Source organism: Arthrobacter sp. V1I9, assembly GCF_030817075.1.
Classification (GTDB): domain Bacteria; phylum Actinomycetota; class Actinomycetes; order Actinomycetales; family Micrococcaceae; genus Arthrobacter.
Genome location: NZ_JAUSYU010000001.1, coordinates 823,084 through 838,396, shown reverse-complemented (window position 1 = coordinate 838,396; position 15,313 = coordinate 823,084). Strand labels below are relative to the sequence as shown.

Genomic DNA, 15,313 nt, shown 5'->3' with positions numbered 1-15,313 from the left:
CCGCTACCGGCGGCACCTGAAGCCTGCGGCGGCGTCATACCGCCGCCGGCACCACCACCCCGGCTCTCTGTAGATCGAATTCCACCTGGGAGGCACCGCCGGACCGCAGGCCACCACGAATACGTAATTCCACCCATAAATGAATAGCCCCACCGTAGCCCGGTGGCTCCCGGTAAACACCCGGAAGCCACCGGGCTTCGGCTTGTGCCGCGATGATTACATCGCCGGCGGGGCCCGCGGAACTTACGACGGCGGCAGGTTGCCCTTTCTCAGCAAGGTAACCGGCCGCCGTCGGACCTTCAACGAAGTGAACGTCGAGAGTCGCTGGCAGTGCTCCTGATGGTCCTTCGTGCGGCTGAAGGAAGGACCACTAAGCGCCGGACTGCGCTCAGTGACCTCCCGCAATGATGCTGCTGGACGGGAGCGCTGGGACCCAAGCAGCGGCATCTCCAACTCATGGGCAGGATCGATCGCTGAGTGGCCGATGCTGGTACGGGATCAGCTGCGGCTGACCCTGTCAGGGGTGCGGCGTTCTTCCCAGGGGTTAACGCACGAACGAGGGCCTCCTGGCCTTGAGGTGAGTATGGTGACTCAAACCAATGCCCGGGGGCCCCCGCGCTACGTATCTGACCTATAGATCGAACCTAGGTGGCCTTCAACACCGCTGTGTCCCGGCTGGAAGATTTGGCAACAAGGTGCCGCCCGGCGAAACGGAGGGCGGGAGCGGCCACGCCGAACGCTGCGGTGACAGAAGTTCCGGCTCCCGGTGCTGAGCGGACTTCAAAGGTGCCGCCGGCCTGCCGGATCGTGTCCCCGAGTATCCTCAGACCAAAATGACCTTCGGTGCGGGGTTCGCTCGGGTTGAAGCCCACGCCATCATCGGAAACTGTGAGCTGTGTCCTCTGGCCGGTTTGCCAGATCCGGATTCCCACCGATTGCGCGGAGGAATGCTTGCTGACATTAACCAGGGCCTCCCGCGCCACCCGGTAGAGCAGAACTGCCCGGTCCCGGTCGAGCACGAGCTTGTCCGGGATCTCAACCGTAAGGTCAATTCCGCGCTCAACCAGGGGTGCCTCCAGCCTTGTCAGGGAAGCCTGGAGCCCGAGCTCCTCGAGGTCAGGGGGATAAAGTTCACTGGTCATGGCCCGCAGGGTGCGGATATTGTCCTGGAGCATCGTCCGGGCGTTGACAAACACGGGCTGCAGTTCCAGCGGACCGCGGCGCTCCTCCGATTCCAAGGCGTAGGCGAGCCCGGACAAGTCCTGGATCACCTCGTCATGGAGTTCGCTGGCAATCTGACGGCGCTCCTGGTCCGATGCCTCGATGGCGCAGCGCAGCATTGCGTTGCGCGCCGCCTGATGGACCTGCATCCTCCGTGCCAGGCGGACGGCCGGAATCAGTTGTGTCAGCTGGAGGACCGCCAATGACAGCGCCATGGGCGGAACCATTCCCATCAGGACTGCTTGCTGTTCGCGGCGGACTCCCTCCCCCGTGCTGTACGTCTCGAAGATCATCGGCGCCCCATTCGCGGAAGCGGAGCGGGCATAGACTTCCACGAGCTCGCCGGAGTCCGCCTCAAACTCATTCTCTGCTTCAGTCTGGGATTCAAAGGTCGCCGTCGCCGGCCCGCCTTCAAGGAGCTCGCGTGCCCATTCCTCCTCTTCGAAGTCCTGCCCGATGAGCGACTCAACGTCGGAGTAGACCACGCGGAAGTGCTCGTCCCATACCTTAATCCTGGTCACGCCGCTCTCAGCCAGCCACGGCGCCAGTCTCCGGTCGAGCAGTTCTATCGCGGCGGGGTCTTGGGCCAGGAGCTGGTCCGTTATCAAGGGCCCCACCACGTTATCGGCCAGGCGCTGGGTGATGTCCCTGGCGTTGGCCAGGGCGTGCCGTTCCGCTTCGGCACCCACCCAGAAGGAGATGGGGACGGCAACCAGGACGAGGGCCGCGAAACCGGCAGTGAGGAATCTGGCAACGGCTGCCCTGACCTCGCGCCGCTCGGCGGCGTCGCGGCTAACGGTGGCGGCGTGGCCAACGGTGGCGGCGTGGGTGGACTTCCCCGCAAAAAGTTTGCGCACGGTGATTCTGCCGGTCACTTCCCCAAAGGTCCCGATGCGGAGGGGACGGTGCTGCCCCACCTTGCCACCAGGGACGGATTCACGATCATGTTGCCGGCATGGGCGTGCCTCAGGGTGTCCAGCATGACTCCCAAAGCGCCGTCCTTCGGAAGGAACCCGCAGATGCCCATGCGCGCGGCCTCACGCAGCGCCTCCTGCGACGGGTTGCCCGTCAGCATTACGATCCGGGTTTCCGGCGCTTCGGCGAGGATACGCTCGGCAGCGTTGAGCCCGGAGCCGTCAGGAAGGTACAGGTCCATGATGACGACGTCGGGCCCAAGGTCCCGGAACATCGTCACCGCGGATGCCACGGACTTCGCCGCTCCCACACTTTGCAGGTCCGGCTCGCGGTCCAGCGCACCGGCCAGCAGGTCGGAAAACGTGGTGTGGTCATCAACGATCAGGATCCGCAGGCGTCCCGTTTCCTGCCGGGTGACCACATCCGGGTCTGTCATCAGGGCAATGGAACCACCATCCGTGAACCCGTGGCTGGGGCGATGGGGTTCCGCTGGCCTGGAAGTTGCCGCGGTGCTCCTCAGAAGCCTGGTCTGCGCCTCCCGCAGCGCCGGACCCGGGGCACAGCCCAGTTCCTGGTCAATGGTCCTGCGGCAACGGTCATAAGCCCGCAGGGCTTCAGTGTTCTCGCCGTTCTGCTCAAGGCCAAGAATCAACGCGGTCCAAGCCCGTTCGTTGAGGGGATCCTCCTTTGCCGCGGCACCGCCCCACGCAATTGCCTTGCCGACTTCCCCTACCGAGAGCGCGGTTTCTGCGGCCATGACGCGGGCCAGGCTGACCTGGGCTGCGTGGGTAGCCCGCTCCTCCTCTGCCCAAGCGGGCAGCAGTTCGTCCCCCAGCAGCGGAGCGGATGCCAGGTCAAGTGCTTCTGTCAGCAGTTCCAGCGCCGCACCTGGCTCCGCCTGGCTGGCCATTTTGGTCAGTGTCTCGAACCGGTCCAGGTCCAGTTCCACCAATGACCGGTCGATGGTATAGCCCCCCGTGACGGTTCGCAGGGGGCCTGTTCGTCCGGTGCCGGGCTGCAGGTGGCGCCGGAGGACGCTGACGTAACTTTCAAGGGTAGGCAGGGCAACGGCCGGGTGGTTCCCGCCCCACAGCAAATCCATAAGCCGGGTCTTCGACACTGCAGTGCCAAAATTCATCAGCAGAATTTCGAGTACCTGGCGGGGCTTGGGTCCGCCAAGGTCGTTGGCGCTCAGCTCGATGTCGCCGCGGCGGATGGTCAGGGGGCCGAAAACTGAAATCTGAAGCGCCGGCGCCTGCTGGCGACACTTCGCTTACAAGTCCTGCCGGCCCGGTGCTATCTGCCAGTTCCAAGGTAATCACGAAGGTTCCCCCCAAAGTAGTTCGGTGGTGCGTGGTTCTCATTGAAGGGGGCGGGCTATTACCGAACAACAGTGGTCAGTACTCACATCTGAAACCGCGCTGCACTTGGTCCCACGTGGGGTACGTGGGACCCCTGCCGCGGAAACCTCAGCGGTTCCCCGCGGGCAACAAGCGGCGGGAGACGTTTCCGCAGGTGAACCCGTGGAACAGGGATTCGAGGCAAACGTTGGGAAAAGCCTAGGTGGCACAACGTAAGGGTTGATTCCGCCACCAAAGCTTTCCCCAAGCAGGCCTACGTAATTTTGTAGAAAACAGGTACCGCCGTGGTGATGGCACCAATATGACGGGATTCAGGATGAGACCGCCGATCGCAATGACGGACAGAGTTTCCGCCGGCATGCGCGCTTCGCCGCTGGCCCAGGGCTGGCACGGCTTCCGCGCAGAACTGCGCACCGTGCGCTTTCGGGTACTGGCCACGGTCCTGGCTTTCCTGGCGGCCGGCCTAATGGTTACCGGCATTACCACCCTCATCCTGGACCTGCGCACCCTCAACAGCCGTGTCAACGAAGAGCTCCTGCTGCAGTCCGCCCGGCTTCAAAACGTTGCGGCGCAGGGCGCCCCGGGCGGCGGGCCGTACACGTCACTCGACCAGCTGTTCACCGTTTTCCTTCAGGGTGACGCTCCCGGCAGGTACGAATCGGTGATGGCGACGGTAAACGGCGGCAATACATTCCTGCCCGCCGGAGGGCAGCCCACCGATCTCGCTGATCCTGAATTGCTCGAGGCAGCCCGCGCCCAGCACGTTGAAAATCAGACTGTCTTCCATGACTTGCCGCTGGAAGCGCGGACGGTGCGCTTGGCTATAACCTCCGTATCGCTTGGAGACGGAGACGGAGGCCCCGGCGGGTTGCTGGTCGCAGCAAGCGAAGTCGGCTGGCAGCGGGAGCAGATGATCGGGTCCTTCGGCACCTTTGCAATCGCGTCGCTGGCCACGCTGCTGCTGGCTGGCGCGGTGGGCTTCGCAGTGACAGGCCGCCTGTTTGTTCCCATCAGGCGGCTTCGCCAGGCCACCGGATCCATCACGTTTGAGGACCTGAGCACCCGAGTGCTGGTCCCAGCCGGTGACGACGACGTTTCGCAACTGGCAACTGACTTTAACCGGATGCTGGACAGGCTGGAAAAGGGCATCGCGGACCAGCGCCAGTTTGTGGACGACGCCAGCCATGAACTCCGAACACCACTGACCATCATCGGCGGCCATCTCCAACTGCTGCAGGCGGAAGATCCCAAGGACGTCAGCGAGACCCAGGTGCTGCTCCTGGAGGAACTGGACCGCATGCAGTCCCTCGTGGATGAGCTCCTGATGCTGGCCCGCAGCGGCCGTCCGGGCTTCGTCCGGCTGGAATGGATCGACGCCGACGCCTTCCTTCAAGCGGCGATGGACAGGATCAGGGTCCTGGCAGATCGACGGTGGAAGATCGAAAGCATGCCCGGCGGCCACGTTCGCGCAGACCGCAACCGCCTCACCCAGGCCATCGAACAGTTGGCCGCCAACGCGGTGCAGTCCACGCGGCGCCATGACGTTATCTCCCTTGGTGCAGCCTGGACCGCGACAGCCGGCGGCACGGCGCCGCACGGACCCCGGGATCCTTCGCTTGCCGGTTTCGAAATTTGGGTGGCTGACACGGGGTGCGGAATCAGCCCCGCGGACCAGGAACGGATCTTCGAACGCTTCGCCAGAGCCGACGTCTCCCGCGGCAGCGAAGGGTCGGGCCTAGGCCTGCCAATCGTCAAGGCCATCGCCGAAGCCCACAGCGGAACGCTGCGGGTGACTTCGCGGGTCAATGAAGGCAGCCGGTTTGTGCTCTCACTTCCAGGAGGAACCCCATGACCCGGATACTGATCGCCGACGACGAGCCAAGGATCGCGAGCTTCATCACCAAGGGGCTCACCGCGGCCGGCTACACCACCTCATCAGTGGAGGACGGCATCCGCGCCCTGGACTACGGCAGCTCCGGGGAGTTCGACCTGCTCATCTTGGACATCGGCATGCCCAGGATGGACGGCCTCGCTGTGCTCTCAGCTTTGCGCGCCATGAAGTGCACCATTCCGGTGATTGTGCTGACGGCCAAGGATTCGCTGCAGGACACCCTGGCCGCGCTCGACGGCGGTGCTGACGACTACATGACCAAACCCTTCCGGTTCGAGGAACTCCTCTCGAGGATCCGCCTGCGGTTGCGCGATAACCCGGGAGTCCAGGCGGTGCCCCACCCCGAGCAAGGGGACGTCACGCTCGATGCCGACCTTCGCAGCGCAAAAGTCCAGGGCCGGACGGTACCGTTGTCCGCCCGGGAATTTGCCATGGCCCGGGCCTTCGTAGAGAACGCGGGCAAGGTGCTCACCAGGGAACAGCTGCTGAGCCGGGTGTGGGGATACGACTTTGACGGGTCCTCCAACGTGGTGGACGTCTACGTGGGCTACCTGCGTAACAAACTCGGGCCCGAACGAATCCTGGCTGTCCGGGGCGCGGGTTACCGCTTTGTAGTTGCGCCTGCAGCCCAGCCCCAGCTCCAGACCCGTACATGAGAGGTCTCTCATACAAGTCTCATTCCCCTCTCACCCCGGCCCGGCAGAGTGGGAACACAAACCAAGAAAGGCGAGTTCGATGAAGAATTACTGGTATCTCCCCATCGCAGCTGTAGTCGGTGTCACGAGCCTTACCGTCTGGGGCCAGGCAAACGCCGGCCCTCCCCCTGAAGTTGCTCCCGGGGTGGTGGTTACGGCTGATGTGACGCCCAGCAGCGGCACCATGGAAACCGAAGACAGCGCAGCCCTGCTTCCCACATCGACCCCAACAGCCAGCATCACCGCAATCCCTGACCATGCAGCCCCGAAAACGCGACTCGTCCCCGCGGAACCGCAGACCTACGCACCGCCACAAACAGTGATTCCCACCCAAGAGGCTTTCGACGATAAAGGCGGGCTCAGGGCCCCGAACGTTTCCGATGATCCGCCCGGCGACGACAAGGGTGGCCTGAGGGATGACAGCATCTCCGATGACCCGCCGGGTGACGACAAAGGCGGATTGAGGGACGAGGACGCTTCGGACGACGCCCCCGGCGACGACAAAGGCGGTGACCGGTAGGGCCATTAGGCCGGGCCAGGTTTTCCACCGTGCAGGCTTTACCGTCAGACCAGGGCGGCACCATAGCGGGTGATGTTATTTCTGACCCGTCAGCAGCGTGCCTTGGACCGCCGTCAAAGGCACGGCCCCGAAGTCCCGGGAATCGATGGACACACCGCGGTTGTCCCCCATTACAAAGACACTTCCGGCGGGCACTTCTTCCGGTCCGAAGTACGTTGCGTCGATGCGGCTGTGATCGATGAAAGGCTCTGGGACGAGGACGTCGTCCACGTACAGCACGGAGTCCCGGATGGCAACGGTCTGCCCTTCCTTTGCAATGACCCGCTTGATCGCCGATTGGCCGTCAACAGGGCTGGTGAAAGCCACCACTACGCCATTCTGGATCCAGTCTGCCGCAGCTGCCGGCTTGTACAAAAGAACCACGGCGCCCTGTGGAATGGTGGGCTCCATGCTGTCTGACGACACGCTGAAAGGCTCCACCACCCACGCGCGGACGGCAAGGATGGCCAAGGCAGGAATCAGCGCCACAACCAGGAGGCGGGGCCAGCGGCCGACAAAGAACTGCATCTTTGGCAACGGCAGCAGGCGGCCCGGGAGCCGCCGTCTGCCGCGACGCTTTACCTGTGACGTGTTCAATCTTCTTCGTTGTCCCATCCGGCTTTGAGTCCACGGACCAACAGAACCTGGCGGCGTGAAACCGTCATGGTTGGTCTCCTTGTTTCCTTGCGAAGACTGTCCCGCACCCAGCTTGCAGATTTCCTGCACAGGATCCCCATTACTTGGAGAAACCCTGAATACCCGCCGCGGCGGCCTGCAGTGCCGAGAGAAACTTGAGCGACTCTTGAGGCATCCTTGCCCATATCTGCCAAGGCTCTTGAGCCTGGCCGTGCACAGTAGTTCGTATAGGCCCCGAACCGCAGAGCAGTAACTGGGATCTGGGCCCAGTAGCCGAGGCCTTTCTTGGGGGAATTTCTGAGGTCTTATCGCTTGGCGGTGTTGAGAAGCCGGCACCGCCAAGCAGGCCACTCATACGATTTGCACCGCAGTACCGGCTGAACCGCCGGAAGCAGGTAGTCGTTCCAAAAATGCGAGTACTTACTACTCGTGTACTCCCCAACCCCTCCACGTAACGTCCTGAAGAGCGTCACAGAAGAAATTCTTCAAACGTTTCGACTGTTCAGGGGGGACAGATCTTGGGGAAACATCTTAGGGTGCGAACGTTGCACCATCAGGCCGGGGCCGATGACGGAGGCGGCGGGACAACGTGGTTCCGCAAAGAGTCATCGGTCCCTACTTCATCCGGGCTACTCCCCCATTTCCGGGCTGAGAAGGACCAGGATTCCCTTGACCTGGTAGCCGACAGCGTCTGGAGCGGTCTGCCGGCCGTGGCCCCTTCCATCCATTTCAAAGTGTGAGGCTGTGGACCTCGTGTCGGGACGGCAGCCGTGACTCAGCACGACGGCGATGCTCTGCCCCTGCTGGACAGTTCAGTGTTGGACAGGTTGCACTTGGAACTCGACCACGACGAAGGAGTCTGGAAGGTCTTCATCCAGGACTTCGTCGCCCTTCTGCCTACCAGGTTGGAAAGGCTTCGGTCGGCTCTGACCACCGGCGACGCTGTCGCGGCCAAAGACGCAACTCTTAGCCTGAAGACCTCAAGCCAGATGGTGGGCGCGGAACGGCTGGCGGGCCTTGCCCTTGACCTGGAGGGGGCCCTGCGCTTTGACTCCAGTGAGGGGGACCCGTCCGTTGTCCTGCCCCGGATTGCAACAACCCATCTGACGAGGATCAGGCAATGCGCGGAACAAACAAGCTACCTCTTGAAACGGCACCTGCTTGGATTCCCTGGCCGGGTTTAGTTGCCGGGGTGGAAGGACTATCCCCGCGCCCTTCCAGCAGCCAACATACGGAGTAGTCTTGAAAGATCAGCAGTCCACTACCTTTCCCGGGGCTGGTGAGGAGCTCCTGCAGGAGGGCTGTAAGTTTCACCGCCGTCCGGACACTGTGCCACCGGTCCGGGTGCCTTCCTCATTGGAAATCTCATGAAACCTCTTCAACTGCAGCCTGACCTCCCTCCCGACGGGGGCTTCCAACGGACTTTCGGGGTTGAGGAAGAGTTCCTGCTCGTGGATCCCAGCACGGGACTGCCGGTGCCGGTGGCGGAGCAGGCCCTGCGGCACGGAATGAAGAGTCCCGGTGCAGCCACGGGTCCGGTCCTGGCTCTGGAGGTCAAGCAGGAGCAGCTCAAGGCGGTTGGGCCTGCCTGTTTCACCCTGCAGCAGATGGCGGAGGCCATCCGGCAGGGCCGGGCCATGGCTGATTTCATGTCGCCTCAGGGGAGGAAGGGGTTGCGGTCCTGCACCGTATCCGCCGCTGGTTGCCCGTGCTCCTGGCACTGAGCGCCAACTCCCCGTTCTGGCAGGGAACCAACAGCGGCTATGCGAGCTACCGCTACCAGGCGTGGAGCAGGTGGCCGACGGCGGGACCTACCGAACAGTTCGGATCCTTGCGTGAGTACCGGCGCCACGTTGAGACGTTGCTGGCTTCCGGCGTGCTTCTGGACGAGGGCATGGTGTACTTCGATGCCCGCCTGTCCCATATCCACCCCACCGTTGAGGTGCGTGCAAGGCGCAGCTGCGCGGCCGACACCCGAGGCGCCGGGACGCCTGCCCGCCACTCCTGGACCGAGCGCTCCACCAGTGCCCGCACAAGGGCTGCGATGACCACGGCGTGCGCCGCTTCCATGCAGACATCGGCAATGCTGGACGCCGTTGAACGCACCCACGGAACAGCCGCAGATCATCACCGGCTGCCCCGGCATCTTCACGCCACATGAGCCCATATCGAGTGGATTGTGGAGGCTATGTGTGCTGAGATGAGAGGAGAAAGCAGTTGGTTCACCAAGGGCCAAAACGCTGGGAATGGAGCGGTCATGGACACTGAATTGCCGCTGGCTGACGAGCTGGCCGCCGTCTTTGCCCGCTTCTCCAACGTGCTCCTTACCGAGGAGACAGTTGCCCACGCCCTGAAGCTCATCACCGAGGCAGCGGTAATGGCAGTGGGTGACGCTGCGGGTGCGGGTGTCTCCCTGATGGACCCCAGCGGGCGCCGCGACAGCGCCGCTTCCACAAACGAGGTTGTGGAACAGGCGGACAACCTTCAATACGAGCTTGGGCAGGGACCCTGCCTGAGCGCGTGGGCCTCCGGACACCCGGTGGATATTGCGGACGTACGGACGGACCTGCGCTGGCCGGAATGGGGCCAGGCAGCAAACGACTTGGGGCTGCGCTCCTGCGTCAGCGTTCCCCTTCTTTCCGGCGACCTGGCTTTTGGGGCCATCAAGATCTACTGGGCAAACCCGAAGGCGGCGTCGCACAGGCTGATCCGGCTGCTGGAATTGTTCGCAGCCCAGGCCTCGATTTTCCTGGTCAATATCCAGGCCCGTGAAAGAGGCCGGATGTTGAGCGCGCAACTGAAGTCTACGCTAACGCAGCGCGACATCATCAGCACCGCCAAGGGCATTATTATGGCCAGCCGCGGCCTGGGAAACCATGACGCGATGCTGCACCTAATGACCATGGCCCTGAAAGAGAACAGCACGCTGCAGGAAGTAGCAGAAAAGATCATCGAGTCCATGCCGGGACTCGATCATGACCGGGGGTGAACTATGGCCGTCCCTGGGGACGAGGACGAACAGCGCCAAGGTTTCCGGTTAGCATTCGAGGCCGCACCACTGACTCTTGAGCAGATTTGGATCAAATACTTCGGAATTGGAGGGAAAGCCGGGCTGACGGAGGTCCAGGCTTACGTTTATGGTGCCCTCAGCCTTCCTCCCATTGAGCGCGATATCTTGGCGCACGCGCTGAATGAAACACTCAACGGCATGGGCGTCAACGGGCGGCGCGCCGGCTACAGCCAGGCGATCTACCCCAAGGCAGACGAGGGCGAGCGGGACACAAACTAAAGTCCCCGGGCCCAGCACAAACCCTGTTGATCGCCCTACCATGCTCCTAGCATGAAGAGTGTGGACACGGACCGGCAGTACGAGGACTTCCAGCAGCTCCACCAGCTCATTGTGGAGAGCGAGGACATTAGAGCCTTCCTGGACGGAATGACCACGCATGCTGCTGCAACCCTGAGCCGCACCACGGGAGCCGACATTGCGTGTGCCGTCACCCTGCGCCGTTACAAGAGGACACTCACGGTGGCCGGCAGCAGCGAAACGGCGGTGATCCTGGACCGCATCGAACAGGACCTCGGACACGGGCCTTGCCTGGAAGCTTTTCGCACCTTCACCACTGTGCTGCTGGACGATACCCGGAACGACCCCCGGTGGCCTCTGTATTCCCGGAGCCTGGAGGCCGCGGGTTACAAAAGCGTCTTGGGTATACCCGTCGATGTGGGCGAAACCGCCTCAGCGTGCCTGAACTTCTTCGCCCCTGCTACCGGACAGTTCACGGCGGAAGCCATCCGCGAGGCGACGGTGTTTACCGGGACTGCAGGACAGGCCCTGCGGCTGATCCTGCGGATCATTACTGCGGAACTGCTCGCAGATGACCTCAAGGCGGCAATGGAAAGCAGAACCGCCATAGACCTCGCCTGCGGCATGATCATGACGCAGAACCGCTGCACCCAGGAGCAGGCCTACAAGTTTCTTCTGCGGGCATCGAACAACCGCAACATGAAAGTCCATGTGGTAGCCAACGAGATCATCCGGCGGCTATCGGGCACCAAGCAGACGGCCACCCACTTCGAGGACTAGGACCTTTCGGGCACCACAGTTGTCATCCCGTTAAGGGAAGTGAGCCAGGGTTCCCCGGATTACCGCACATTTCGGTGACGTATTAGTTGAATTAGGACAGCCTAACGGCTGCACGTGGCGGCCTCCGGAACCATAGAGGTCGGCTCCGCCAGCGGGGCCGCTGATGCCCTGATGATGAAGCGCAGCGACTTCGCCCGGCACGTGACGCTGCTGTCGCAAAGCCGTCCGGTGCCGCACGGGCTGAGTGTCCGTGAAGTGGTGGAGTTCGGCCGCCATCCCTACCGTGGCCGCTGGCGCTCAGCTGATCCGGACGGACCCGAAGCCGTTGACCGCGCCATGCACCTCACCGGCACCTCCGAGTTGGCCGGCCGCGGGGTTCATGAACTCTCCGGCGGGCAGCTGCAGCGGGTCTGGCTGGCCAGCTGCCTGGCGCAGGACACCTCGGTGCTGCTGCTCGATGAGCCAACCAACCACCTGGACCTGCGCTACAAAGTGGAGATTTTCGACCTGCTGTACGACCTCGCCCGGGTGCACTGCGTGGCCATCGGGGTGGTGCTGCATGACCTGGACGAGGCAGCGGCACTGGCCGACCACGTGGTGGTGCTTTCCGAAGGCCGCATAGCGGCGGCAGGCCCCGCCCACGAAGCGCTCGACGCCGACCTGCTCACCGATGTCTATTCCATCCCCATCGTTACCCATACCGACCCGCTCACCGGACGGCTCCGCACCCGCGCCGTCGGACGCCACAGCGACAGTCACCAACCCGAAAGGACTGCACGTCCATGAAGATCCACAAGGTCCTTGCGGCCACCGCCGCACTGGCGATCCTGATGACAGGCTGCGGCACGACCGAAGAACCCGCTGCCTCCCCTTCCGGCGCGGGCGCCGGAGAGGCCATCACCCTGACCGATTCACGCGGCGCCGAGGTCAAGCTCGACGGCCCGGCCAAGCGCGTGGTGGGCACCGAATGGAACGTGGTGGAAAACCTGACCACCCTCGGCGTCCAGCCCGTCGGCGTCACGGACATCAAGGGCTACAGCGCCTGGGTCAAGGCCGGCACCCTGGACGGCAGCGCCACCGATATCGGCACCCGCGGCGAACCCAGCTTCGACACCATCGCGTCGCTGGACCCGGACCTGATCGTGGCCACGGCTGACTTGCCCGAAGCCGTCATCACCCAGCTCGACGACCTCGCCCCCGTCGTCGTCCTGAAGTCCGCTGACGCCAGCCGGCAGATTGACCAGGCCAAGGACAACCTGAAGCTCGTGGCCAAGGCAACGGGCACGGAGGCCAAGGCCGATGAGGCCGTGGCCGCATTCGACGCCGCCGTCGCCAAGGGCAAGGCCGCCCTTGAGACGGCCGGTCTTGCCGGCTCCCGCGTGGCGTTCGCCGACGGCTGGGTGGCGGACGGCAAAGTCTCCATCCGTCCGTTCGCCAAGGGCTCGCTGCTGACCGACATCAACACCGAACTGGGCCTCGTCACGCCATGGACCATGAAAGGCGACCCGGCGTACGGCCTGGCCTCCACCGATGTCGAAGGCCTCACCTCCCTCGACGCAGACAGCTTCGTCTACATCACCAACAGCGTCGACGGCGACTTCACCGAGGAACTGGCCGGCAACGCCGTGTGGAAGTCGCTGCCGTTCGTGAAATCCGGCAAGGTACACCGCCTCGAGGACGGCATCTGGATGTTCGGCGGCCCTGCCTCGATGACCCAGTACGTCGACGCCATCGTCGCGGCCCTGACGAAGTAGCACCGCCGCGTCATGACCAAAACTCTGAAGAGGGGCGCTCCGGCTGCCCCGCCTGCCACGGCCGCCCCCGCGGCCGTGGCAGGCGGCCCTGCACCGTCGCCGGCGGGGTCCCGCGCCTGGCCCGGGGCAGCTCTGGCTGCAGCCTGCGGGCTGGTGGTCCTGGCCCTCTTCTCGGTAATCCACCTGACCCAGGGAACTGCCGACGTCGGCCCCTCCGAACTGCTCGGGCTGCTGACCGGCGCCGGCACCGGCCAGGAGAACGCCGTCCTGGTCGCATCGCGCGTCCCGCGGTTGATGGCAGGCCTGCTGGTGGGTGTGGCGCTGGGCGTGGCGGGCGCCGCGCTGCAGTCGGCAACCCGCAATGTCCTGGCGGCACCGGACACCCTGGCCGTCAACGCTGGCGCCCACTTTGTGATTGTTGCCGTCGCAGCGTTCGGGGTGCAACTTCCGGCGCTGCTGTCCGGAGGCCTGGCCTTTGCCGGCGGACTCGCCGCCGCGCTACTGGTTCTTGCCTTGTCCGGGGGTGGGGCCAATGGAAACGGCGGGCCCATCCGCCTGGTGCTTGCCGGCACCGCACTGGCCCTGGGACTGCACTCTGCCACCAGCGCGCTGCTGCTGCTGTTCAGCCAGGAAACCACCGGCCTCTACGCCTGGGGCCAGGGCAGCCTCGCGCAGTCCCGCCCGGACGAACTGCTGCAGTTCACCCCAGTGGTTGTGGCGGCCACCGCCGGGCTGCTGCTCATTGCCCGCCGCCTTGATCTCCTCGGGCTCGGCGACGACGCCTCCCGGCTGGCAGGGGCGGATCCGCGCCTTGCCCGCCTGGCCGCCGTCGTCCTCGCCGTGGTCCTCTCCGCATCAGCGGTAACCATCGCGGGGCCCATCGGCTTTGTGGGTTTGTGTGCCCCGGCCATCGTGCGCCTCCTTGCTTCCCGCGTCCGCGGCCTGGGCAGGCACCGGGCGCTGCTGCCCGTCTCCGGCCTGGCCGGTGCGGTGGTGGTGATCGGGGCCGACGTGCTGGTCCGCATGGTCTTCGGCGCACAGGCCGGAGTGGAAGTGCCCACAGGCGCGGTCACCACCGTCTTTGGCGCGGTGTTCCTCGTGATCCTGGCGCTGCGAATGTCCGACGCCGGCATGAGCGTCGCCGGGGACGCGCTGGCACGCCTGCGCTCCCGCAGGTTCTTCCTGGCCGTGCTGGTAAGCCTTGTGGTCCTCCTTGCGGGGCTGCTGGTGGCAGGAGCACTCCTGGGGGACGCAAAACTCCTGCTCGGCGACCTTGCCAACTGGCTGACCGGCCAGTCCGGCGACCGTGTGAGCGCTGTGCTGGGCACCCGGATGCCGCGAGTTACGGCCGCAGTTTTGGCTGGAGCCGCACTCGCGATCGCCGGCGCCCTGATCCAGGCAGTCTCCAGGAACTCACTGGCCGAACCGGGCATCCTTGGGGTCTCCGGCGGCGGCGGCCTCGCCGCGATCATCGTCATCACCACCGTCCCCGTGGCAAGCTCCTGGCTGGTCACCGGCTCGGCGCTGCTGGGTGCCGCGCTTGCCGCACTGCTGGTCTTTGGGCTTGCGTTCCGGGGAGGACTGCAGCAAAACCGCCTTGTGTTAATCGGCATCGGCGTCAGTGCAGGGCTCGCTGCGCTCATCACCGTCCTTCTGGTGACCACCGACCCGTACAACCAGACCAAGGCCTTGACCTGGCTGTCCGGCTCCACCTACGGGCGGACTTTCGCATCGGTCCTGCCGCCGCTGGCGGCCCTGGTTCTGGCGCTGCCTGTGCTGTCCGGCCTGCGGCGGGACCTTGACCTGATAGCCGTCGACGACGATTCACCCCGTGTGCTGGGCATCGGTTTGTCCGGTTCCCGGCTGTTGCTGCTCTCCGTGGCAGTGCTGCTGACCGCCGGTGCCGTCTCGTCCGTGGGCGTGATCGCTTTTGTGGGACTGGTGGCACCGCACGCGGCCCGGACACTGGTGGGCGCGCGGCACGTCCGGGTTCTGCCCGTGGCGGCCCTCATCGGCGCCTGCACAGTTGTCCTCGCGGACGTGATCGGCCGGACGGTGATCGCCCCGGCCCAGATCCCTGCAGGCATCATGACGGCGCTGGTGGGTGCCCCGTACTTCGTCTACCTCCTGTGGCGTTCGCGGGTGGACCGGACAACTTAGTAGCCCGTGCAGCCGCGAAACGGCGTACGCTGGG

At 64.5% G+C, this 15,313-nt stretch carries 14 protein-coding genes and 1 pseudogene; 12 read left to right on the top strand and 3 right to left on the bottom strand.

Features of this window, described 5'->3' with window-relative positions; all coding sequences use genetic code 11:
• Window positions 1–644: 644 nt before the first annotated feature.
• Both QFZ70_RS03960 and QFZ70_RS03955 read right to left on the bottom strand, forming a co-directional pair.
• Complete coding sequence (locus QFZ70_RS03960) at window positions 645–2,096, bottom strand: sensor histidine kinase (protein WP_307094196.1); 1,452 nt, start codon at window positions 2,094–2,096, stop codon at window positions 645–647.
• Window positions 2,093–3,274 carry a BTAD domain-containing putative transcriptional regulator gene (locus QFZ70_RS03955; protein ID WP_373461525.1) on the bottom strand — a complete coding sequence of 394 codons (1,182 nt, stop codon included), beginning with the start codon at window positions 3,272–3,274 and terminating at the stop codon, window positions 2,093–2,095. Before QFZ70_RS03955 ends, QFZ70_RS03960 begins: the two co-directional genes overlap by 4 nt.
• Window positions 3,275–3,813: 539 nt before the next feature.
• Between QFZ70_RS03955 and QFZ70_RS03950 the strand changes: the two genes are divergently transcribed.
• The 3 genes from QFZ70_RS03950 (at window position 3,814) to QFZ70_RS03940 (ending at window position 6,603) form a co-directional block, all read left to right on the top strand.
• A complete protein-coding gene (locus QFZ70_RS03950; RefSeq protein ID WP_307094195.1) occupies window positions 3,814–5,349 on the top strand; it encodes a cell wall metabolism sensor histidine kinase WalK in 1,536 nt (511 codons plus the stop codon).
• Complete coding sequence (locus QFZ70_RS03945; RefSeq protein WP_307094194.1) at window positions 5,346–6,044, top strand: response regulator transcription factor; 699 nt, start codon at window positions 5,346–5,348, stop codon at window positions 6,042–6,044. Before QFZ70_RS03950 ends, QFZ70_RS03945 begins: the two co-directional genes overlap by 4 nt.
• A 79-nt stretch (window positions 6,045–6,123) precedes the next feature.
• On the top strand, window positions 6,124–6,603 hold the full coding sequence (locus QFZ70_RS03940; protein ID WP_307094193.1) for a hypothetical protein: 480 nt from the start codon (window positions 6,124–6,126) through the stop codon (window positions 6,601–6,603).
• A 75-nt stretch (window positions 6,604–6,678) separates the two neighbouring features.
• Here QFZ70_RS03940 and lepB read toward each other — a convergent pair whose 3' ends face one another.
• Window positions 6,679–7,170 (bottom strand): signal peptidase I, encoded by a 492-nt coding sequence (lepB, locus tag QFZ70_RS03935; protein WP_307094192.1) that lies wholly within the window; start codon window positions 7,168–7,170, stop codon window positions 6,679–6,681.
• A gap of 878 nt (window positions 7,171–8,048) precedes the next feature.
• Here lepB and QFZ70_RS03930 point away from each other — a divergent pair.
• The 9 genes and pseudogenes from QFZ70_RS03930 to QFZ70_RS03890 all read left to right on the top strand — a co-directional run bounded on the left by QFZ70_RS03930 (window position 8,049) and on the right by QFZ70_RS03890 (window position 15,279).
• On the top strand, window positions 8,049–8,462 hold the full coding sequence (locus QFZ70_RS03930) for an Hpt domain-containing protein (RefSeq protein WP_307094191.1): 414 nt from the start codon (window positions 8,049–8,051) through the stop codon (window positions 8,460–8,462).
• Between the two features lie 183 nt (window positions 8,463–8,645).
• A complete protein-coding gene (locus tag QFZ70_RS03925; protein ID WP_307094190.1) occupies window positions 8,646–9,002 on the top strand; it encodes a hypothetical protein in 357 nt (118 codons plus the stop codon).
• A complete protein-coding gene (locus QFZ70_RS03920; protein WP_307094189.1) occupies window positions 8,987–9,439 on the top strand; it encodes a glutamate-cysteine ligase family protein in 453 nt (150 codons plus the stop codon). Before QFZ70_RS03925 ends, QFZ70_RS03920 begins: the two co-directional genes overlap by 16 nt.
• 96 nt (window positions 9,440–9,535) lie before the next feature.
• The gene (locus tag QFZ70_RS03915) at window positions 9,536–10,267 is read left to right on the top strand and encodes a GAF and ANTAR domain-containing protein (RefSeq protein ID WP_307094188.1); all 732 of its coding nucleotides are present in this window, start codon (window positions 9,536–9,538) and stop codon (window positions 10,265–10,267) included.
• Between the two features lie 3 nt (window positions 10,268–10,270).
• Window positions 10,271–10,567 (top strand): hypothetical protein, encoded by a 297-nt coding sequence (locus QFZ70_RS03910; RefSeq protein WP_307094187.1) that lies wholly within the window; start codon window positions 10,271–10,273, stop codon window positions 10,565–10,567.
• 51 nt (window positions 10,568–10,618) lie between these two features.
• Window positions 10,619–11,365: a GAF and ANTAR domain-containing protein gene (locus QFZ70_RS03905; RefSeq protein WP_307094186.1), complete on the top strand. Its 747-nt coding sequence runs from the start codon at window positions 10,619–10,621 to the stop codon at window positions 11,363–11,365.
• A 105-nt stretch (window positions 11,366–11,470) separates the two neighbouring features.
• Window positions 11,471–12,151: pseudogene (locus tag QFZ70_RS03900) on the top strand (ABC transporter ATP-binding protein); the annotation flags it as partial.
• Window positions 12,148–13,119: an iron-siderophore ABC transporter substrate-binding protein gene (locus tag QFZ70_RS03895; RefSeq protein WP_307094185.1), complete on the top strand. Its 972-nt coding sequence runs from the start codon at window positions 12,148–12,150 to the stop codon at window positions 13,117–13,119. The pseudogene QFZ70_RS03900 and the gene QFZ70_RS03895, both read left to right, overlap by 4 nt.
• A gap of 12 nt (window positions 13,120–13,131) precedes the next feature.
• The gene (locus QFZ70_RS03890) at window positions 13,132–15,279 is read left to right on the top strand and encodes an iron ABC transporter permease (protein ID WP_307094184.1); all 2,148 of its coding nucleotides are present in this window, start codon (window positions 13,132–13,134) and stop codon (window positions 15,277–15,279) included.
• The last annotated feature ends 34 nt before the right edge of the window (window positions 15,280–15,313 follow it).

Bases quoted from the DNA above. Each gene is read 5' to 3' on its own strand.
- QFZ70_RS03955 (WP_373461525.1), bottom strand. From the start codon at position 3,274: ATGAATTTTGGCACTGCAGTGTCGAAGACCCGGCTTATGGATTTGCTG.
- QFZ70_RS03950 (WP_307094195.1), top strand. From the start codon at position 3,814: ATGAGACCGCCGATCGCAATGACGGACAGAGTTTCCGCCGGCATGCGC.
- QFZ70_RS03945 (WP_307094194.1), top strand. From the start codon at position 5,346: ATGACCCGGATACTGATCGCCGACGACGAGCCAAGGATCGCGAGCTTC.
- QFZ70_RS03940 (WP_307094193.1), top strand. From the start codon at position 6,124: ATGAAGAATTACTGGTATCTCCCCATCGCAGCTGTAGTCGGTGTCACG.
- lepB (WP_307094192.1), bottom strand. From the start codon at position 7,170: ATGCAGTTCTTTGTCGGCCGCTGGCCCCGCCTCCTGGTTGTGGCGCTG.
- QFZ70_RS03925 (WP_307094190.1), top strand. From the start codon at position 8,646: ATGAAACCTCTTCAACTGCAGCCTGACCTCCCTCCCGACGGGGGCTTC.
- QFZ70_RS03915 (WP_307094188.1), top strand. From the start codon at position 9,536: ATGGACACTGAATTGCCGCTGGCTGACGAGCTGGCCGCCGTCTTTGCC.
- QFZ70_RS03910 (WP_307094187.1), top strand. From the start codon at position 10,271: ATGGCCGTCCCTGGGGACGAGGACGAACAGCGCCAAGGTTTCCGGTTA.
- QFZ70_RS03905 (WP_307094186.1), top strand. From the start codon at position 10,619: ATGAAGAGTGTGGACACGGACCGGCAGTACGAGGACTTCCAGCAGCTC.
- QFZ70_RS03895 (WP_307094185.1), top strand. From the start codon at position 12,148: ATGAAGATCCACAAGGTCCTTGCGGCCACCGCCGCACTGGCGATCCTG.
- QFZ70_RS03890 (WP_307094184.1), top strand. From the start codon at position 13,132: ATGACCAAAACTCTGAAGAGGGGCGCTCCGGCTGCCCCGCCTGCCACG.